Below are 19,352 nucleotides of genomic sequence, written 5' to 3'. Positions count from 1 at the left end.
GCATGGAAGCGTGCGGGCCCCATCCACTGCACCGGCGAGGCGCGCTCGGAAAACACCGGATCGGTCAGCCAGTACTGGCCACGCAGCTTCAGCAGGATCGTGGAGTGCCCCAGCCGGAACAGGCTGCGATCCGGTGCGGCGTCCAGCGTGGCGCGGTCCAGCGGCTTCACCGGAATCGGGTTCGCGGGCACGGTGCCCTTGGGCTTGTTGAACAGGAACGTCCACCAGATCTCCGCGCCGTCGCGCAGGCCCATCGCCGGACGGGGCAGGGCATTGCGGAACTTGCCATCACGGTACTGCGGCGAATCGGGGAAGTCGGGAAGGGACCAGGATTTGCAGAAGGTGTAGGCGGTCACGGCGAGGATTCCGAGCAGGAGGACAAGGAGCAGGCGCTTCATGGGTGACGTCCGCTGGGTACACTGCACAGTGTAGTTTCGTGTTTTTCAAAAGTACACTGTCGAGTGTAAAATGGAGGCATCCGTTCAGTTATCCGGTTCCCGCCATGTCCCGTCCCCCGCAACGCCTGACCGACCGCAAACGTGACGCCATCGTGCGCGCGGCGGTGGAGGAGTTCCGTGCATCGGGCTATGAGGCGACCAGCATGGACCGCATCGCCGAGGCGGCGGGGGTCTCCAAGCGCACCGTCTACAACCATTTCCCGAGCAAGGAAGCGCTGTTCTCGATGATCCTGGAGGAGCTGTGGGAGCGCAGCGTGGCCAGCGACGCACTGCCATACCGCGCCGACCAGCCGCTGCAGACGCAGTTGCTGCAGTTGCTGGGCCAGAAGCTGGACCTGCTCAGCGATGGGAATTTCATCGATCTGGCGCGGGTCGCGATGGCCGAGATCATCCATTCACCGGAGCGCGCGCAGGCCATCGTCTGCCGCATGGGTGAAAAGGAAAGCGGCGAGAGTGCCTGGATCCGCGCAGCAATTGCCGATGGCCGTCTGCGCGAGGTGGACCCGGACTTTGCCGGCCACCAGTTGCACGGGCTGGTGAAGAGCTTCGCGTTCTGGCCGCAGGTCACGATGGGTCAGCCACCGTTGACCGCGCAGGAACGTGCGCGCGTGGCCGAATCGGCGGTGGCGATGTTCCTGGGGTTCTACGCGGTCTAGCTGGCTGCGAAGCGACGGAACTCGTCGGCTGGCAGTGCCGCCGAGTACAGGTAGCCCTGGCCGACATCCACCCCGAGTGCGCGCAGCTTCTGTTCCTGGGCGAGGGTCTCGGTACCCTCGGCCACCACGATCGCGCCGCAGCGGTGCGCGACCTCGACGATGAAGCGAACGATCGACTGTGACTTGGCGTCGGACAGCGTGGCGATCAGTGCCTGCTCGATCTTGACCTCGGCGATGGCCAGCTGCGAAAGCAGGATCAGGGTTGAATAGCCGGCGCCGAAATCATCCAGCGACAGGGTGACCCCGGCTGCCAGCAGCTGTGCGATGTTGGCATCGACCACGTCGCGCTCGACGATTTCGGTCCATTCGACGATCTCCAGGCGCAGCATCGCACCGGGGATGTCATGCAGCTGCAGCAGCTCCTGCAGGCGCAGGCCGAAGTCGGGCAGGCGCAGCGATTCGGCTGAAACATTGACTGCAATGGTCAGCGCCGCGCCGTCCCGCCGGCAGTGCTGCAGGAAGTGCACCGCCGACCGCAGCGTGGCCCATTCCAGGTCTGCCAGCCGCCCCTGCCGGCGCAGCAGCGAGATCACCCGCATCGGGGCAATCGGCCGGCCTTCGCCGTCGCGCATGCGCAGCAGTGCTTCGGCGCCGACCAGTTGGCGGTCCTGCAGACGATGCTTGGGTTGGTAGCACAGCGGCGCATTGCCCTGCTGCAGCCAGTGCTCAAGCGCAGCCTCGATCAGGGCGTCGATCTCGCTGTCGCGCTGGATCGGGTCATCGAAGAACACCACGCCCGACTCGATCGCGCTCAGTGCCACGGTGATGGCGCGGAACGGAAGATGTCCTTCATCGGCATCAGCAGGGGGCTTCAATTCAACCACTGCACAGCGGAACAGCGGCCGGAAGCCCGGCCAATCGCGGCCGACCCGATCGGCCAGGTTGCTGGCCAGCTCGGTGATCTGCGGTTGCGTGCGCAGTGTGGACAAGGTCAGGCCGCGCACCAGGATCGCCAGCGCGGCATCGCCGAATTGGTAGATCTCCAGCTGCGCAGCCGGCAGCGACGGCAGCAACCGATGCACTTCCTCGGTGCTGTCGCGCTGCCACAGGCCGTTGTCCTGCAACGGCCCGTAGCGCAGGCGCAGATCGCGCAGGTTGCCCATCTCGGCCACGATCAGGCAGGCCTTGCCGGTGCCGTCGTTATCCCGCCAGTACTGCTGCAGGCATTCACCGAGCGCACGCATGTTGGGCAGCCCGCTGATCGGATCGATGCGGAGCCAGGCCTGTTCGCGCTGGCGTTGCGCATCGATCTGGGCATCGTTGTAGACCAGCGCGAACACGGCGCCGAGCACGAGCAGCGAGACCGGCAGTGCCAGCGCGCGCTGGATCGCCAGCTCGGCCACCGGCAGTTGATCGGCGCCAATGATCGCCACACCCAGCGCCAAACCCAGAGCGGTTACCCCGATGCGCACGGACCATGCCTGCAGGATCATGCGCGGCGAGAGCTCGTTGAGCATGCGCGGGTACAGGTGCCTGCGCAGCCAGACGCCCGCCACCATCTGCAACACGGCCTCAAGGCTGGCAGGCAGGAAGAACGGGATACCGACGAACTGGTAGCGGGCCAGGAGGGCGGCAGCCAGGCAGGCCAAGCCGCCGCGCCAGCCGCCCAGCAGGCCACTGACCAGCAGGATGTCGAAGCCCAGGTGCAGTTTGACGACACCCTGGGAATAACGGGCCACGAACCAGGAATTGAACAGGTAGATCAGGCCCAGCGCTACGCCGACATACAGGCGACGGCCTTCAATGGCGTGCCCGGCGCGACGGGTGGCGATCAGCAGCACGCCGATCATGCCGATCACTGCCGTGGCCTGCAGCAGATACAGCGGCAGGCTGGGCAGGGCGCTGTCCAGGACCTGGGTCGAGACCCGTGAAAGCGCATCCATAGCAGGTTCCCGCCTGTGACCGACGGCCAGTGACGAGCAGGGTAAACCACGACCGCGCGCGCGGCCACTGAGGGTGCTCTGCCGCGGCCGGCAAGGTCAGTAGCGCGGGTCGGCGATGGCGGGCAGCACCAGTTCGCGCACGAAGCCGGAGGATGACAGCTGCAACAGGGCGCTTACCATGGCCACGACATCGTGGACCGGCACCTGCTCACCGTCGCCGCGCGCTGCGGCCTCGGCCACCGGCACCGACAAGGCGTCGTCGGTGTTGAGGTAGCCCAACTGCAGGCTGGTCACCGCCAGCCGGCGATCGCGGAAGCCTTCGCGCAGCGCATCGGCGATGCCGTTGAGGGCGAACTTCGAGGCGCCGAACGCCACTTCCGGGCGGCCACTGCGAGGCAGGGCCGAGGTCGAACCGGTCAGCACCAGCTGCGGGCGCGCTGCGCCCAGTACGCGGGGCAGCAGGCGTTGCAGCAGTAAAAGGGTCGCGGTGATGTTGACGTCGACCAGCGTCGTGAGTGCAGCATCGCTTTCATCGAGGAAGGCGTACTCGTCGCTGAAGGCCTTGTCTTCCCAGATACCCAGGTTGTGGATCAGCACATCGATATCGGCCGGTGCCTGCGCTGCGATGTGGTCGGCAGCCACGGTCGGCCGGGACAGGTCTGCTTCGATCCATTGCAGGGTGACGCCGTCAGCGCAGGCGATGCCGCACGGGCGGTTGCGCGAGACACCAATCACAGTGTCACCCGTGGCACAGAGGCCTTCCACGAACGCGCGGCCCAGGCCCTTGCTGGCGCCGATGACCATCAGTTTCATGTTGCTTCCTCGTTGTACTGCGGCAGCCACGATCGGCTGCCAGAACGGTGCTCCACTTGGCGAACGCGCGCAGGCCGCCGCGTTCGGCGGTAAGGGTCGAGGCCGTGTCGTCGAACTGGCACCGGTACCGTGGCAGCAGCCGTCGCTGCTGCAGGCGCTGGGGCGTAGTGGCTGCCGGCCGCCCGCGGGTCGATGTGCGCCAGGATGAGCGAGAATGCACAGGGTCACCGGCAACAGGAATCTCCTGGCATGGACGAGCACAACGCCACCACTGATGGCATGCCGCTGCCGTTGGCGTGGCAGAAAGCGTTGGCCGACGCGCGCATCGAGCGGCAGTCGATGGGTGTTTCGCGGGCCGACGTTGCCCGCGTGCTGCGGCCAGGTAGACCCGACGCCTTCCTCAAGTCGGAACTGATCGACGCCTTCAGTGAGCTGGGCGATGAGATCGCGCGCCTGCGCTGGCTCCAGGCACAGGGACAACCGGCGCCAACGGTGATTGCCACGGCCGAAGAAGCGGGCCGGCACTGGTTGCTGATGAGCGCGCTGCCTGGCCGCGATCTGGCTTCGTCGGCGGAACTCGCGCCGCAGCAACGGGTGGAGATACTGGCCGACGCGCTGCGCGGGCTGCATGCGTTGCCGGTAGCAGCCTGTCCGTTCGATCAGCGGCTGGCCTCGCGCCTGCCGGCCGCGCAGGCACGGGTCGAGGCGGGGCGCGTGGACGCCGATGACTTCGATGACGAACGCCTGGGACAGAGTCCACAGTCGGTCTTCGCCCAACTGTGCAGCACTCGTCCCGATCATGAAGATCTGGTGGTCAGTCATGGCGATGCCTGCCTTCCGAATCTGATGGTGGCCGAGGGGCGTTTCAGCGGTTTCATCGACTGTGGGCGGCTGGGCGTGGCCGACCGTTACCAGGACCTGGCGCTGGCCGCGCGCAGCCTGGTCCACAACTTCGGTGATACGCGTTGGGTCACGCCGTTGTTCCAACGCTACGGCGCTGTAGCCGACGAGCGCCGGTTGGCGTTCTACCGGCTGCTCGACGAGTTCTTCTGAGCCCGCGCGCGGCTGGCGATGGCCGCGCAGATCAGCCCACCGATCACGCTCAGGTGTTCCAGTGCGAAGAACAGGGCCAGCTGCTGTTCCGCGCCGTGCTTGGTCCAGAAGGCATGCACGATGGCGATGGTCAGCAGCATGAACACCGCCAGCGCGCCGCTGCCCAGCCAGAGCAGGCGATCAAGTAGCAGGCACAGTGAGCCACCCAGCAGCACCACGGCGCTGGCGAGGTTGAACAGCACAGGCGGTTGCAGCCCGGCCGCCTGCATTTCGGCCACGCTGTTGTCCCACGCCAGCAGCTTGGCCAGACCCGATGACAGGAACACCACGGCCAGCAGCAGTCGGGCCAGGAACCACAGCACGCGGCTGTCGAGCAGGGCGGTGATCATCCGCGGCATGAAGTCTCTCCGGGTTGGGCTTGGAACGGGCCGCGCAGCATCGGGCCTCAACCGCAGTTGAGGTCAAGGGCCGGCTGAACGGAACTCGCTGGTTGGCCGGGTTGCCATCTTCCATGTGGACGAACGTTCGTTCATTATTGGCGCCATGAACCGAGCCGACCGCAACGCGCAACGCAACGCGCAGATCCTGCAGGCCGCCCTGCAGTGCTTCCTCGCCAAGGGATTCCACCAGACCAGCATGCGTGACATCGCGCAGGCGGCCGACGTCAGCCTGGGCAATCTCTACAACCACTTCCCTGGCAAGGAAGCGATCATCCTTGCAGTGGCCGTGGCCGAGAGCGAGGAATTGGCGCCGTTGCTGCAGCGGCTGGCCGTGGCCGACGGTGATCGCACGCAGGTGCTGGCGTTCCTGCAGGACTTCCACACGCTGTGCAGCCATCCGGAATGGGCGACGCTCGCCGTCGAAGTGCTGGCCGAGAGCGCACGCAATCGGGCCGTGGCCGAGGCATTTGCGGCCAATCGCAGGCAGTTGCAGGCTGTGCTGGCCGAAGCGCTGCAGCAGGTGGCACAGCGTGAACGTCGGCGTCCCGTGCTGGCCCCGGCACTGCAGGCGCAGGTGCTGCTGGATGCCATCGAAAGCGATGCGCTGCGTCGCGGGCTGGGCGAAGCCGGTGGCACCGATGAGGCTCCGCTGGACCCTGGCCTGCTCGCGCTGCTGCTCGGTGCACGCGCATGAGCGCGGTTGAGCGGCGATTGCACGGCCTCGATCTGGCACGGTATCTGGCGCTGGCAGGCATGGTGCTGGTCAATTTCCGCCTGGCGATGGCCGTGCCGGCAGAGGGTCAGGGTTGGCTGGCCGGCTTCTTCCATCTGCTGGAAGGCAAGGCCTCTGCGACCTTCGTCACCCTGGCCGGACTTGGCCTGGTACTGGCCACACAGCGCCTTGGCTGGATGCCGGCCGGCGCGCAGACCTGGCGGCGCGCGCTGTTCCTGCTGGTACTGGGCCTGCTCAACCTGACCCTGTTCCCGGCCGACATCCTGCACTACTACGCGGTGTATTTCGCGCTGGCGGTGCTGTGGCTGCGTGCGTCGTCACGGGTGCTGCTGGCCAGCATCGCCGGCCTGGCGGCCGGGTCGTTCTGGGCACTGCTGCACTGGAATTACAGCCAGGGCTGGAACTGGCAGACGCTGGAGTATGCCGGTCTCTGGCAGTGGCCGGGTGCCGCGCGCAACCTGCTGTTCAACGGCTTCCATCCCTTGCTGCCCTGGATGTGCTTCTTCCTGCTGGGCATGCTGCTGGCGCGCCTGCCGTTGTCACAACCGCGGGTGCAGCGTGCGTTGCTGCTGGTGGGCCTGCTGCTGATCGGCGCAGGCCAGGCCGTGCAGCACCTTGCGCAGGGAACGCCCTGGCAGCCGTGGCTGGGAACGCAGCCGATGCCGCCGGGACCGGCCTACGTGTTGACCGGTGCGGGCGCAGCCTGCAGCGCGATTGCCGCGTGCCTCTGGATCAGCCGCCGGTATCCGGGGGATTGGCTGGAACCGCTGACTGCAGCAGGGCGAATGACCCTGACCCTCTACGTCGGCCACATCCTGCTGGGCATGGGTACGCTGGAATGGTTGGGGCTGCTCGATGGCAGCGCGTCGCTACCGACCGTGCTGCTGTGGGCGCTGTTGTTCCTGATGCTGGCCACGGGCGCAGCGTGGCTGTGGTCGTGGCGGTTCACGCGGGGGCCATTGGAAGCGGTGATGCGTCGCGTCGCCGGCTAGCACGTTGGTCGCGCAGGCACGATGTTGTGACGGACATGTCTGTGTCATGGCGGGCACATCTGCGATAGTTGTCGCAGATAACACTTTCCGCTTGCATCCATGTCATCCGCTTCGGCGCAGCATCTCGGCGAAGTCCTCCAGCAATCCTATGGCATCACCGCGACCGCCGTGGTGCCACGCCCGGTTGGCGCCGATGCCAACGCCAGCGTGTATCGCATCGATGCACGGCGCGGGCAGTGGTGGTTGAAATGCCGCAGTTATCAGGTGGCCCCTGCCGTCTGGGACACCCTGCATTGGCTGCGCGGCACGCTGGGTATCGAGGAGATCGTTGCGCCCTGGCCGGCGTTGACCGGCGGGGCATCGGTGCAGCGCTGGGGCCTGCAGTTCACCCTGTTCCCGTATGTGGAAGGCCAGTCCGGTTTCGAGGCGGCATTGAGCCGCACGCAATGGCAACGGTTGGGCGAGGTGCTGCGGCGCCTGCACGAGGCGTGCCCGCCACCGGCGCTGCAGGAAGCGCTGCCAAGCATCCGGATGGAAACCGCGGCGCTTGATACCGTCGGGCAGTGGCTGGCCGGCGAAGGCCTGGCGGCTGCCAAGGATGGGCTGGGCCGTGCCTTCGTTTCCGTCTGGGACCAGCAGCACGCGCGCATCGCGGCGCTGCACGCGCAGGCACTGCAGCTGCACGCGGCGTTGCAGGATGTGCCGGTGCGGCTGCACCTGTGCCACACCGACCTTCATGCCGGCAATCTGCTGATGGGCAATGACGGCGGCCTGCACCTGATCGACTGGGATGGCCTGTCGCTGGCACCGCGCGAGCGCGACCTGATGTTCATCGGTGGCGCTGTCGGCGGGCGCTGGGGCCGCGAGAACCCGTTGGGATTCGAGGAAGGCTATGGCAGTGACCGCGGCGACCCTCGCTGGATCGCCTGGTACCGTCACTGGCGCATCCTGCAGGACCTGATCGAGTTCCAGCAGGTCCTGCTGGGCAGCGATGGAGAGGACCGGTCGCCGCAGCTGCGCCGGCAGTCGCTGCATTTCCTCAGCGAACAGTTCGCACCGGGCAATGTGTTCGACGCGGCCGAGCGGGTGTATCGCGCGCTGTAGATCCACGCCATGCGTGGATGAACCCTGCGCGCTCAGTCAACGGTGGAGGCGCGAAGAGCAGCCGAGCGTAGGCTCGGCTCTACAGAGGAGTGCAGCGTCATCCACGCGTGGCGCGGATTTACTCGGCGGGCTTCGCCGCTGATGAGGCGGCTGCGCTGGCGGCGCGGCGCGACAGCACGGCCTCGCGGTGGGCAATGTAGGCGTTGGCGGCGAGGATGATGCCGGCGCCGATGATCGTCCAGCGGTCCACGCTTTCGTTGAACAGCAGCCAGCCGAACAGCGTCACCAGCGGCAGCTGCAGGAAGCTGATCGGGGTCAGCGCCGAGACTTCACCCAGGCGCAGCGCCCGCGTCCACAACAGCTGGCCGATGGTGCCGAGCACGCCGGTGGCCAGCAGCCACAGCCAGGCCATGCCGCTCGGCCAGACCCAGACGAACAGCGCCGGAACCAGCGACAGCGGCACCCAGAACACGTAGGTGTAGAGCACCACGGTATCGGCGCTGTCGACGCGGGTGAGCTGCTTGATCTGGATCGCCACCAGCGAACTGAGCACCGCGGCGGCCACGGCGACCAGGCTGCCCGCGGTGAAGCCGGCGGTACCGGGTCGCACGATCACCAGCACACCGATGAAGCCGACCACGACCGCGGCCCAGCGGCGCACGCGCACGGTTTCACCCAGCCACAGCACGGCGGCGATGGTGACGAACAGCGGCGTGGAGTATGAGAGCGACACCGCCTGCGCCAACGGCAGGTGGCCCAGCGCCCAGAACGCGCACAGCATCGAGCCCAGGCCGATCGCACTGCGCACGAAATAGCGCGGCAGCTGCTGCGTCTTCAGCGGAGCACGGCCCGGCCGCAGCAGCATCGGCAGCAACGCCAGCAGGCCGAAGGCATTGCGGAAGAACGCCACTTCCTGGGTTGGCACGTACCGGGTGGCGTAGCGGATCGCGACCGCCATCAGGCCGAACGCCATCGTACTGCCGAGCATCAACAGCGCCGCCCGCATCGGGGCGGCGCTGGGGGAGAGGGCGGGAGTGTTCACCACTGTGCGCCGAGCAGGCGGGGCTCCGGTTCGATCGGCACGCCGAACTTCTCCAGCACCGAGGCCGAAATGCGGCGCGCCAGCGCCAGCAGCTCAGCACCGCTGGCATTGCCGTGGTTGACCAGCACCAGCGCGTGGCTTGGCGCCACGCCGGCATCACCTTCGCGGAAGCCCTTCCAGCCGCAGGATTCGATCATCCAGGCAGCGGAGACCTTGCGCTTGTCGTCCTGCTCGGCCGGGAACACCGGCAGGTCGGGGAAATGCTGCAGCAGCACGTCGACCTGTTCCAGCGGCAGTACCGGGTTCTTGAAGAAGCTGCCGGCGTTTCCCAGTACATCCGGGTCGGGCAACTTGCGGCGGCGGATCGCGATCACGGCATTGGCCACGTCCACTGCGCTCGGCAGCTCCACGCCCTGTGCCTGCAATTCCTCGCGGATGCCGGCGTAGTCCATGCGCAGATCATGCAGCAGCGGCAGCTTCAGTTCGATGGCGGTGATCAGATAGCGATCGGGTTGCTGCTTGAACACGCTGTCGCGGTAGGCGAAGCCACACTGTTCGTTGTCCAGCCGCACCCAGGCCTGCTCCTGGCAGTCCCATGCTTCGACGGCCTGGATGAACTCGCCGACCTGCGCGCCATAGGCGCCGATGTTCTGGATCGGCGCGGCACCGGCGGTGCCGGGAATCAGCGCCAGGTTCTCCAGCCCGGACAGGCCTTCCTGCAGCGACCACATCACCAGGCCATGCCACGGCACGCCGGCGCCGGCACGGATCACGGCATGGTCGGCGCGGTGTTCAAGGAAACTGATGTCACGGTTGCCGAACACCAGTACGGTGCCCGGCAGGTCCTCGGCGATCAGAACGTTGCTGCCGCTGCCCAGCACCAGCAGTGGGTCGCTGGCCACCTCGGGCAATGCCAGCACCTCCGGCAGCAGCGCGGCATCGTGCAGTTCCAGCAGCTGCGCGGCGCTGGCCTGCACGTGGAAGGTATTCAGCGCCTGCAGCGGCGCATTGCGGGTGAGCGTCCAGCGCAGCGGGGCGTTGCCGTCGATGGTATCCATAGGCGCGCTCACAGCGGGGCCACCGCGCCGCGGCTCGGCGCTTCGCGGCGGCGACGGATCGCCTCCACGCATTCGGAAACCAGCGCCGGTCCACGGAAGATCAGGCCGCTGTAACACTGCACCAGTGCGCCACCGGCCGCCATCTTGGCTACCGCATCGGCGCCGGACAGGATGCCGCCGACGCCGACCAGCGGCACCGATTCGGGCAGGCGCGCGCGCAGGCGGCGCAGCACCAGCGTGGACTGCTCCAGCACCGGTGCACCGGACAGGCCGCCAGCCTCATTGGCCAGCGGATCGCCGGCCACCCTGCTGTGGTCGATGGTGGTGTTGGTGGCGATCACGCCGTCCACCTGCAGTTCGCCCAGCACGCGGGCGGCGGCGTCGATATCGCGTTCGCTGAGGTCCGGCGCCACCTTCACCAGCATCGGCACGCGTCGGCCGTGGCGGGCAGCAAGGTCTTCCTGGCGGTCGCGCAGCTGGCTGACCAGCTGGCGCAGCGCGGTCTCTTCCTGCAGCTCACGCAGGCCGGCGGTGTTGGGCGAGGAGATGTTGACGGTGATGTAATCGGCCAGCGGGTAGACCTTGTCCAGGCAGGCGATGTAATCGTCCACGGCCTGTTCGTTGGGGGTGTCCTTGTTCTTGCCGATGTTGATGCCGAGCAGGCCGCGGCGGTTGCGCGCGCGCTCGACGTTGCGCACCAGCGCGTCCACGCCCGCATTGTTGAAGCCCATGCGGTTGATGATCGCGTTGTGTTCCGGCAGGCGGAACAGGCGCGGTTGCGGATTGCCGGCCTGCGGGCGCGGGGTGATGGTGCCGATTTCGACGAAGCCGAAGCCGAGCGCGAACAGTGCATCGATGTGCTCGCCGTTCTTGTCCAGGCCGGCGGCCAGGCCGACCGGATTGGGGAAGGTCAGCCCGAACACCGTGCTGGGCATCGGCGCGATGCGTGCGGCCAGCAGCGGCGTGGTGCCGGTGCGATAGGCCAGGTCCAGTGCGGACAGGCCGAGGCCGTGGGCGCGCTCGGCATCGAGCGAGAACAGGAAGGGGCGGGCAAGCGAATACATGCGTCGGTTCAGTCCAGCGTGCCGAGGAAGGCTCGGGTTCGATATTCAAAAGCGACCTGGCCGTCCACCGCATGGGCGGCGAACAGGTCCTGCAGAGCGTCGATCATCGCCGCGTGGCGGGGATGACCGGATTGGGGTGCGTAGGAGGAGGACAGCAGGCGCCCGCGCAGGGCGTCGAAGTCCAGATGCTGCACGTTCGGCAGCTCTACCCTGCCGCGCAGGCCGGGGCCGAACCAGGCCTGCATGGTGGCATCGTCCTGGTAGCGCTCGGCCACAGCGGTGTAGTCGGTGCCGTAGTCCAGCAGCAACTGTTCGTAGCCGATCAGGAACGGGCTGGCATCGAGCAGGCGCGAGTTCCAGTAGATCAGTGCCTGGCCACCGGGGCGCAGGATGCGCTGCCACTCGGCGCGCACCGCCACGGTGTCGAACCAGTGAAAGGCCTGCGCGACGCTGACCAGATCGATGCTGGCATCGTCCAGTGTGGTGGCCTCGGCGCGGCCGTCCACCGCACGGAACTGCGGGTACTGCGGTGCCAGCCATTCCTCGGCCGCGCCCCGCATGGCGGCGTTGGGTTCAACCGCGACTACTGGATGGCCGCTGGCCAGGAACAGGCGACTGGAAATACCGGTGCCGGCGCCGATGTCGGCGACCACGGCCTCGCGGCTGACGCCCATCGGGCCATGCAGCCACTCCAACAGGGCGGGCGGATAATCGGGCCGGTAGCGGACGTAGTCGGCGACGCGGCTGCTGAAGCGTTCAGTGCTGTCGGAGGCGGTCATGGCGTCAGTTCGACACCGCCGCCAGCCATGCCAGGCCGCCGAAGAACAGGATGAAGACCAGGATGGCGGCAAGCACGGCGCCGACCATGACCCAGCCCAGCACCAGGCCGGTAACGGCCAGGCCGTCGCCTTCCAGTTCATGCGGGCGGCGGCGGATCTCGGCGCGGGCCATGTGGCCGGTGATGATGGCGACGATGCTGGCCACGAAGGGCAGGACGGTCCAGCTGGCGATGCCCATGACCAGGCTGACCACGGCCAGGGCGCTTGTCTGTCGGGGTGCCACGCTCATCGGGTCCTCCTTGGCAGTGTGCACATGATAGTGCCTCTGCCCGGGCAATCCCATGCCCAGCGGTTGCGGACGCGCCCACCAGGGTTGGCCGCTACGGTAGCCGTCGACCTTGGTCGACGAACGGCATGCCAGCCAAGGTTGGCAGCTACCAGGTGCCTATCAGCCCATCAACACCTGGCCGCCATCCACGTTGAGCACGCTGCCGGTAATCCAGCGCGCCAGTGGCGAGCACAGGAACAGGGCGGCGTCGGCGATCTCACGCGGGTGGCCAAAGCGACCGAACGGGATCTTCGCCAGGGTGCCGTGGTACAGCGCTGGATCCTCGACGCGGCGACGGTCCCAGAGCCCGTCATCGAACTCGATCGAGCCCGGTGCGATGGCGTTGACCCGGATCCGGTCCTTGGCCAGCGCCAGCGCCTGCGAGGTGGTGTAGTGCGAAAGCGCGGCCTTGGCAGCGGCGTAGGGCGCGCCACCGGGGCGCGGCTGCTGCGCGGCAATCGACGACAGATTGAGGATGCAGGCATCGCTGGATGCGCGCAGCCAGGGCAGGGCCAGGCGTGAGGCACGCACCGCCGCCATCAGGTCGATCTGCAGGCTCGCGGCCCAGCCCTCCTCATTGTCGACCATGCCGTAGCCGGTGGCATTGTTGACCAGCACATCGATGCCGCCGAGGGCATCGGCGGCGGCCTGCAGCCAGGCCTGGATCTGGCCGGGATCGGCCAGATCGGTGGAAAACGCATGCAATGGCGTGCCCTGCGCCTGTGCATCGGTGCGCAGGGCCTCCAGTCCGGCCTGGCCGCGCGCGCAGACCGAGACCTGCGCGCCGGCACCAGCAAAGGCCAGTGCCATTTCACGACCAATGCCCTTGCTGCCGCCGGCAATGAGCACGCGGCGGCCGCTGAAATCGAGGATCGGAGCCCCTGCGGGGATCCGACCCTGGGCATGGCTCAGATCCCCGGAGGGGCTCTGACCCACAGACGTGTCTGCGTCGTTTGCCATCACAGGTCGAACTTGATGCCCTGCGCCAGCGGCAGCGAATCCGAATAGTTGATGGTGTTGGTCTGGCGGCGCATGTAGACCTTCCAGGCATCCGAACCGGACTCGCGGCCACCGCCGGTGTCCTTCTCGCCACCGAAGGCGCCGCCGATCTCCGCACCGGACGTGCCGATGTTGATGTTGGCGATGCCGCAGTCGCTGCCGGCGGCCGACAGGAACTTCTCGGCGGTCTTCAGGTTCTGGGTGAAGATCGAGGACGACAGGCCCTGGGGCACGCCGTTCTGCATGTCGATGGCTTCGTCGAGGGTGTCGTACGGCATCACGTACAGGATCGGTGCGAAGGTCTCGTGCTGGACCACGGCGTCGCTGTTCTTCAGGCCCGTGACGATTGCAGGCAGCACGAAGTTGCCGGCGCGGTCGATGCGGGTGCCGCCGGTCTCGATGGTGCCGCCGGCCGCCTTGGCCTGGGCAATGGCATCGAGGAACTGCTGCACGGCGCCTTCGCTGTTCAGCGGGCCCATCAGGTTGGCGGCATCGGTCGGATCGCCGATCTTGCCTTCCACCTGCTTGTAGGCCTTGACCAGGGTGGCCAGCACGTCGGCGTAGATCGAGCGGTGCACGATCAGGCGGCGGGTGGTGGTGCAACGCTGGCCGGCAGTGCCGACCGCACCGAACACGATGCCCGGCACGGCCAGCTTCAGGTCGGCGGTTTCGTCCAGGATGATCGCGTTGTTGCCGCCCAGTTCCAGCAGGCAGCGGCCGAGGCGGCGTGCGACCTTCTCGTTGACGGTGCGGCCGACCTGGGTCGAGCCGGTGAAGCTGATCAGCGGCACGCGGCGGTCATCGACCATCTTTTCCGACAGCGCGGTGCCGGCATCGTTGATCAGGAAGAAGATGTCCGGGAAGCCCGCTTCGCGCAGGGCATCGTTGCAGATCTTCAGCGAGGCGATGGCGGTCAGCGGCGTCTTGTTGGACGGCTTCCAGATGCACACGTCGCCACAGATCGCCGCCAGGAACGAATTCCAGCTCCACACCGCGACCGGGAAGTTGAAGGCCGAGATGATGCCGACCAGGCCCAGCGGATGGTACTGCTCGTACATGCGGTGGCCGGGGCGCTCGGAATGCATGGTGTAGCCGTACAGCATGCGGCTCTGGCCCACGGCGAAATCGGCGATGTCGATCATCTCCTGCACCTCGCCATCGCCTTCCGGCTTGCTCTTGCCCATTTCCAGGGCAACCAGCGAACCCAGGGCGTCCTTGTGCCTGCGCAGCGCTTCGCCGCACAGGCGCACGGCTTCACCGCGGCGCGGCGCCGGCGTGGTACGCCAGACCTTGAAGGCTTCCTGGGCGCGGGCGACGACGGTCTCGTACTCGGCCTCAGTGGTGGCGCGGACCTGCGCGATCGGCTCGCCGGTGGTCGGGTTGACCGGGGTGATCAGCTCACCGCTGGTCGCGCTCGACCACTCCCCGTTGCCCAGGTACGTGCCAGCGTTGATCGCGTCCAGGCCAAGGGACTTGAGCAGCTCGGAAGACATGCAGACTCCTGTGTTTCGTTACGTTGTTTGGCGCCATCGCGGGCAGTGGGGGACGCGATGAACTGAATCGCCGATGGTAGCAGAGCGCCCCGTCCGGCCATGGTGCAACGCGCCAGGGGAACCGGGTGGAACATGAATGCTTGGAGGGCAGGGCACGTTGCCTGTAAACTTCCCGGCTGCATGGCCCCGTAGCTCAGCTGGATAGAGCGTCCCCCTCCTAAGGGGAAGGTCGCCCGTTCGAATCGGGCCGGGGTCACCATGTTCGCGGCGCCACGTCCGCGCGCTGCCCGCGAGGTCACTCGGATATGCTGGCGCCTCACCCCGCGATCCGGCCGCCATGGACCAGCGCCTGCAGCCCGTGCAACCCCACGACTACGCGCTCATCGCCCGGTGGCTGGATTCGGCCGCAGCCACGCTGCGCTGGGCCGGGCCGGGCGTGCCCTATCCACTGCCACCCGATCAGTTCGAGAACGTATTGCAGCTGCGCGAACGCCCGGGATGGCTGCTGCTGGCAGAAAACGGCATGCGCGTGGGTTTCGGCCAGGCCTGGCGCACCCAGCCGGGTACGATGCATCTGGGCCGTCTGCTGGTTGCCCCGCAGGCGCGGGGCTGCGGTCTCGGGCGGAGGTTGGTACACGCGCTGATCGAGCAGGCGTTCCAGTCTGATGCCGCTGAACGGCTGACCTTGCGGGTCTATCGGGACAATGCCGCCGCAGTTGCGTTGTACCGGACCCTCGGCTTCGAGCCGGTGGACACTGCATCCACGCCGGCGCTGCTGTTCATGCAGCGGGCCCGGCGCTGAGCATGGCCACGCAGGCCGGTACGCCTTCAGTCCTGCTTGAGCAGTTCAACCAGCTGGCGCAAGCGATAGGGCTTGGGCAGGAACTCCACCTGCTCCGGAAGCGGCGGCAGCTGCGAACGCGCATAGCCGGAGGACAGGATCATGCGTGCATGCGGCTGCTCACGCGCGACGTGCTCGCTGAGTTCGATGCCGGACATGCCGTTGGGCATGCTGACATCGCTGAACACCACATCGAAGCGTGCGTCGCCCTTCAGCAACGCAGCGGCTTCATGCCCGTCGGCGGTGGTGGACACCTCGATGCCGAAATCGCGCAGGGCCATGCCGATCATCTCGCGCAGATCGTTCTGGTCCTCCACCATCAGTACGCGGATCGGGTCATCGGTCATGGGTAAATTCCTCGGTTGCGGGTAGCAGCAGGCTGACCGTGGTGCCGACACCGGGCGTGGTGGACACATCGACGAAGCCGCCGCTCTGGGTAGTGAATCCGAACACCTGGCTCAGGCCCAGGCCGCTGCCCTTGCCGATGTCCTTGGTGGTGAAGAAGGGCTCGCTGGCCCGCTCGGCGATGTCGGCGGCCATGCCGTGGCCTTCGTCGCAGACGCTGAGGGTGACATAGCCGCGTTGCAGCATGGTGTCCGCATCCGGATCGAGGCGATGTTCCAACGCGGTGCCGATCAGGATGCGGCCGCCATCGGCGGTGGCCTCCACGGCATTGGCCACCAGATTCGCCAAGGCGGTCTGGAGCTGCATCGCATCGGTGCTCACCTGCGGCAGGCCCGGGGTGAGATCGGCATCCAGTACCACCGTGGGCGGGCAGGCGCGTTGCAGGTCCGGCAGCCACTGCCGTACCAGCGCATTGATGTCCACCGATTCCCGGATCAGGGTCTGGCCGGTACTGAAGGCCAGCAGCTGGCGGGTCAGCAGCGCGCCGCGGTCAGTGGCTGCCTGCGCGGCATCCAGCAGCTCGGCTGCGCGTGCATCGTCACTGCTGACACGCAGCGACAGCAGGTCCAGGGCGTTGCCGATGGTGGTCAGCAGGTTGTTGAACTCATGTGAGAGGCCGCGACTGAGCCGGCCGACCGTCTCGAACTGCTGGGTATTGCGCAGCGCACGCTGGGCATCGCGCAGCAGCCGCTGCGCCTGCCACTGCTCGGTGATGTCACGGGTGATCTTGACGAAGCCGAGCAGTTCGCCGGCTTCGACGACCGGCTCGATGACCACGCTTGCGCGGAACGACGAGCCATCGCGGCGAACGCGCCAGCCCTCACTGGCGACATGGCCCTGCTGCGCTGCGACGCGAAGCAGGCGCTGCGGTTCGCCGGTCTCGCGGTCGGCGGGCAGGTAGAAGCGGCTGAAGTGCGATCCCACCACTTCATCGGCTGAATAGCCTTTGATACGTTCAGCGCCCGGGTTCCAGCTGCACACGATGCCTTCAGGATCAAGCAGGTACAGCGCATGGTCGCGCACGCTGTCAATCAACAGTCGCAGTTGTCGGGAAGGGTCCGTCAGCACGGACGTCGTAGAAGCGGCTGCGTCCACGTGTAAATAAGTGTTACCCCTGTGAGGGACGTGAAGCTAGGCACTCAAGTGTGAAGGATGCGTGCACACCTGACACGTGCCATTTGTCCTGTGCGGCTGAATGCGACACGGAGTACCATCTTCCACCCTTTGCCTTCTGGAACCGACCTGCATGCGTCCTGGTGCGACTACGCGTGACCGCTGGATCTGGATGACGTCCGCCGTGCTGCTGGCCGCGACCATCGTGTTGGAACTGGTCGTCCCGCTCGGCTATGCGGTATGGCTGGCCTACTTCCTCGCGGTCGGCGTGACGGTGTTCCAGCGCAGTGCACGCGCGCCGTTCGTGGTCGCGATGATCGCCTGTGTCCTGCTGGTGATCGGCTTCAACGTTGCGCCAGCCAGCAACAATTCGTCGTTCTCGCTAGTCAACCGTACCGTCGGTGGCTGCGCCTTCCTGATGATCGCACTGATCGTCTCGCGCGCGATCCAGGCCCGGCGCCAGGCGATGCGCGCGCTCTGGCTGCAGGAGGCCGAGAACGCGGTGGCGATGAGCCTGCGCGGTGACCTTGGGCCGGAGCAGATCGCCGAGGCGGCAGCAGCAAGCCTGGCCGGGCAGCTGGATGCAGAGGTCGGTGCGGTCTATCGCCTGGACGGCGGCCGGCTGCAGCTGACCGGTGGCGTGGCGCTGCCCACTGGGACGCCGGCCTCGCTGGCCCTGCACGAAGGACTGGCCGGGCAGGTTGCGCGGGACGAACGCATCCGCCACCTGCACGGCGAAGACGCTGCCGTGCTCGAACTGCAGACCAGCCTGGGCCGGCTGCCGGTGCGCGAGCGCATCCTGGCGCCGATCAGCAGCGATGGTACGGTGGTCGGTGTCATCGAGCTGGGCCGCGCGCGGGCGGGTGAACAGCGTGACCTGGATCGCGAGCTGCTGGAGCGCTGCGCCGACACCATCGGCATGGCACTGCGCGCGTCGCTGCTGCGTGCGCAGCTGGTGGTGCTGCTGGAAGAGTCGCAGCGCCAGGGCGAGGAGCTGCAGGCCCAGCAGGAAGAGCTGCGCGTGGCCAACGAGGAACTGGAAGAGCAGAGCCGCAGCCTGTTGCAGTCGCAGAGCCACCTGGAAGAACAGCAGGCTGAGCTGGAACAGAGCAACGTGCAGCTGGAAGAGCGCACCCACGAGCTGGAGGCGCAGAAGCAGGCACTGCTGGTTGCGCAGAGCCAGCTGGTGCGCAACAGCAACGAGCTGGCGGCGACCTCGCGCTACAAGTCCGAGTTCCTGGCCAACATGTCGCATGAGCTGCGCACGCCGCTGAACAGCTCGCTGATCCTGGCCAAGCTGCTGGCCGACAACAAGGACGGCACGCTGACCGAGGAACAGGTGAAGTACGCGCGAGCGATCCTGTCGTCCAACAACGACCTGCTGGCGCTGATCAACGACATCCTCGACCTGTCGCGCATCGAGGCCGGCCATGTCGAACTGTCCGATGAAGTGGTGGTGGTCGAGAGCGCGCTGCAGCGCCTGCGCGAGACCTTCGAGCCGATGGCGCGGCAGAAGGGCCTGGCCCTGCAGATCGAAGCCGATGCGCTGGCACCAAGCCAGCTGGTGGTCGACAGCCAGCGGCTGCAGCAGATCCTGAAGAACCTGCTGGCCAACGCGGTGAAGTTCACCGAGCATGGCAAGGTCAGCCTGCACGTGCGTGCCGGCGGCAACGGCCGCATCCGGTTCGAGGTCTGTGACACCGGCATCGGCATTGCCCGCGAGCAGCTGGATGTCATCTTCGAAGCGTTCCGCCAGGCCGATGGCAGCACCCGCCGTCGCTACGGCGGTACCGGCCTGGGCCTGTCGATCTCGCGCGATCTGGCCGAGCGCATGGGCGGCGGCATCCAGGTCGACAGTGAGCCCGGACGCGGCAGCTGCTTCATCCTGGAGCTGCCGTTGCAGGGTGCGCCTGCGGCGAGCGCAGCCGACGCTGCCGAGGTCCCCGTGGCAGCGCCGCCGACGGCGCGGACCGTGCTGCCGGCCGCGCCCGTACGCGCTGCGACCGCTGCAGCGCCGGTTACTGCGATGGCCGGCGTA

The 19,352-nt window shown here is 67.2% G+C and carries 19 protein-coding genes, 1 tRNA gene and 1 pseudogene; 8 read left to right on the top strand and 13 right to left on the bottom strand.

All coding sequences use genetic code 11. The annotated features are described in order from the left end of the window. Positions 1 to 398 (bottom strand): annotated as a pseudogene (locus tag ABGA94_RS06605) (hydrolase); the annotation flags it as partial. A 104-nt stretch (positions 399 to 502) separates the two neighbouring features. Between ABGA94_RS06605 and ABGA94_RS06600 the strand changes: the two are divergent. Next, complete coding sequence (locus ABGA94_RS06600; RefSeq protein WP_005416287.1) at positions 503 to 1,114, top strand: TetR/AcrR family transcriptional regulator; 612 nt, start codon at positions 503 to 505, stop codon at positions 1,112 to 1,114. Here ABGA94_RS06600 and ABGA94_RS06595 read toward each other — a convergent pair. Further along, positions 1,111 to 3,057 (bottom strand): EAL domain-containing protein, encoded by a 1,947-nt coding sequence (locus ABGA94_RS06595; RefSeq protein WP_134955209.1) that lies wholly within the window; start codon positions 3,055 to 3,057, stop codon positions 1,111 to 1,113. The genes ABGA94_RS06600 and ABGA94_RS06595 overlap by 4 nt on opposite strands. 96 nt (positions 3,058 to 3,153) lie before the next feature. Continuing rightward, on the bottom strand, positions 3,154 to 3,870 hold the full coding sequence (locus ABGA94_RS06590) for an SDR family oxidoreductase (RefSeq protein ID WP_111129031.1): 717 nt from the start codon (positions 3,868 to 3,870) through the stop codon (positions 3,154 to 3,156). 249 nt (positions 3,871 to 4,119) lie between these two features. Between ABGA94_RS06590 and ABGA94_RS06585 the strand changes: the two genes are divergently transcribed. Continuing rightward, a complete protein-coding gene (locus ABGA94_RS06585; RefSeq protein ID WP_375366754.1) occupies positions 4,120 to 4,923 on the top strand; it encodes an APH(3')-II family aminoglycoside O-phosphotransferase in 804 nt (267 codons plus the stop codon). On the opposite strand, the gene ABGA94_RS06580 is transcribed toward ABGA94_RS06585, so the two are convergent. Beyond that, entirely contained in the window at positions 4,896 to 5,321 is a 426-nt protein-coding gene (locus ABGA94_RS06580; RefSeq protein ID WP_005416291.1) for a DoxX family protein, read from the bottom strand. The genes ABGA94_RS06585 and ABGA94_RS06580 overlap by 28 nt on opposite strands. 145 nt (positions 5,322 to 5,466) lie before the next feature. Between ABGA94_RS06580 and ABGA94_RS06575 the strand changes: the two genes are divergently transcribed. From ABGA94_RS06575 to ABGA94_RS06565, 3 genes are all read left to right on the top strand, one after another. Next, on the top strand, positions 5,467 to 6,057 hold the full coding sequence (locus ABGA94_RS06575; protein ID WP_111129081.1) for a TetR/AcrR family transcriptional regulator: 591 nt from the start codon (positions 5,467 to 5,469) through the stop codon (positions 6,055 to 6,057). Beyond that, entirely contained in the window at positions 6,054 to 7,088 is a 1,035-nt protein-coding gene (locus tag ABGA94_RS06570; RefSeq protein WP_053500027.1) for a heparan-alpha-glucosaminide N-acetyltransferase domain-containing protein, read from the top strand. The genes ABGA94_RS06575 and ABGA94_RS06570 overlap by 4 nt, the downstream gene beginning before the upstream one ends. 99 nt (positions 7,089 to 7,187) lie before the next feature. Continuing rightward, the gene (locus tag ABGA94_RS06565) at positions 7,188 to 8,192 is read left to right on the top strand and encodes an aminoglycoside phosphotransferase family protein (protein WP_005416294.1); all 1,005 of its coding nucleotides are present in this window, start codon (positions 7,188 to 7,190) and stop codon (positions 8,190 to 8,192) included. 118 nt (positions 8,193 to 8,310) lie between these two features. Here ABGA94_RS06565 and ABGA94_RS06560 read toward each other — a convergent pair whose 3' ends face one another. The 7 genes from ABGA94_RS06560 to ABGA94_RS06530 all read right to left on the bottom strand — a co-directional run bounded on the left by ABGA94_RS06560 (position 8,311) and on the right by ABGA94_RS06530 (position 14,955). Further along, on the bottom strand, positions 8,311 to 9,198 hold the full coding sequence (locus ABGA94_RS06560) for a DMT family transporter (protein ID WP_005416295.1): 888 nt from the start codon (positions 9,196 to 9,198) through the stop codon (positions 8,311 to 8,313). A 32-nt stretch (positions 9,199 to 9,230) separates the two neighbouring features. Beyond that, a complete protein-coding gene (murB, locus tag ABGA94_RS06555; RefSeq protein ID WP_375366750.1) occupies positions 9,231 to 10,292 on the bottom strand; it encodes a UDP-N-acetylmuramate dehydrogenase in 1,062 nt (353 codons plus the stop codon). A gap of 8 nt (positions 10,293 to 10,300) precedes the next feature. Beyond that, a complete protein-coding gene (locus ABGA94_RS06550) occupies positions 10,301 to 11,356 on the bottom strand; it encodes a quinone-dependent dihydroorotate dehydrogenase (RefSeq protein WP_375366748.1) in 1,056 nt (351 codons plus the stop codon). A gap of 8 nt (positions 11,357 to 11,364) precedes the next feature. Beyond that, positions 11,365 to 12,135 (bottom strand): class I SAM-dependent methyltransferase, encoded by a 771-nt coding sequence (locus ABGA94_RS06545; protein ID WP_188248200.1) that lies wholly within the window; start codon positions 12,133 to 12,135, stop codon positions 11,365 to 11,367. A 4-nt stretch (positions 12,136 to 12,139) separates the two neighbouring features. After that, complete coding sequence (locus ABGA94_RS06540; protein ID WP_005413144.1) at positions 12,140 to 12,424, bottom strand: DUF4190 domain-containing protein; 285 nt, start codon at positions 12,422 to 12,424, stop codon at positions 12,140 to 12,142. A 159-nt stretch (positions 12,425 to 12,583) separates the two neighbouring features. Further along, positions 12,584 to 13,423 carry an SDR family NAD(P)-dependent oxidoreductase gene (locus tag ABGA94_RS06535; protein WP_375366745.1) on the bottom strand — a complete coding sequence of 280 codons (840 nt, stop codon included), beginning with the start codon at positions 13,421 to 13,423 and terminating at the stop codon, positions 12,584 to 12,586. Continuing rightward, on the bottom strand, positions 13,423 to 14,955 hold the full coding sequence (locus tag ABGA94_RS06530) for an aldehyde dehydrogenase family protein (RefSeq protein ID WP_005416301.1): 1,533 nt from the start codon (positions 14,953 to 14,955) through the stop codon (positions 13,423 to 13,425). The genes ABGA94_RS06535 and ABGA94_RS06530 overlap by 1 nt, the downstream gene beginning before the upstream one ends. Before the next feature lie 182 nt (positions 14,956 to 15,137). Here ABGA94_RS06530 and ABGA94_RS06525 point away from each other — a divergent pair. Next, a tRNA-Arg gene (locus tag ABGA94_RS06525) sits at positions 15,138 to 15,214 on the top strand. A gap of 78 nt (positions 15,215 to 15,292) precedes the next feature. Next, on the top strand, positions 15,293 to 15,757 hold the full coding sequence (locus ABGA94_RS06520; RefSeq protein ID WP_375366743.1) for a GNAT family N-acetyltransferase: 465 nt from the start codon (positions 15,293 to 15,295) through the stop codon (positions 15,755 to 15,757). A 26-nt stretch (positions 15,758 to 15,783) separates the two neighbouring features. Here the strand turns inward: ABGA94_RS06520 and ABGA94_RS06515 are convergent, their stop codons facing one another. Together ABGA94_RS06515 and ABGA94_RS06510 are read right to left on the bottom strand one after the other, a co-directional pair. Beyond that, a complete protein-coding gene (locus ABGA94_RS06515) occupies positions 15,784 to 16,143 on the bottom strand; it encodes a response regulator (protein WP_049413819.1) in 360 nt (119 codons plus the stop codon). Next, the gene (locus tag ABGA94_RS06510) at positions 16,133 to 17,269 is read right to left on the bottom strand and encodes a nitrogen regulation protein NR(II) (protein ID WP_375366741.1); all 1,137 of its coding nucleotides are present in this window, start codon (positions 17,267 to 17,269) and stop codon (positions 16,133 to 16,135) included. The genes ABGA94_RS06515 and ABGA94_RS06510 overlap by 11 nt, the downstream gene beginning before the upstream one ends. A 178-nt stretch (positions 17,270 to 17,447) precedes the next feature. On the opposite strand from ABGA94_RS06510, the gene ABGA94_RS06505 reads away from it, so the two are divergent. Continuing rightward, the coding region (locus ABGA94_RS06505; RefSeq protein WP_375366739.1) for a GAF domain-containing sensor histidine kinase at positions 17,448 to 19,352 on the top strand (1,905 nt) is incomplete at its 3' end.

It is taken from the genome of Stenotrophomonas sp. 3diitr2024 (genome assembly GCF_042136455.1).
GTDB classification, from domain to species: domain Bacteria; phylum Pseudomonadota; class Gammaproteobacteria; order Xanthomonadales; family Xanthomonadaceae; genus Stenotrophomonas; species Stenotrophomonas sepilia.
Note: the sequence above shows the minus strand (reverse complement) of the source record. Positions and strands in the feature narration are given on the sequence as shown.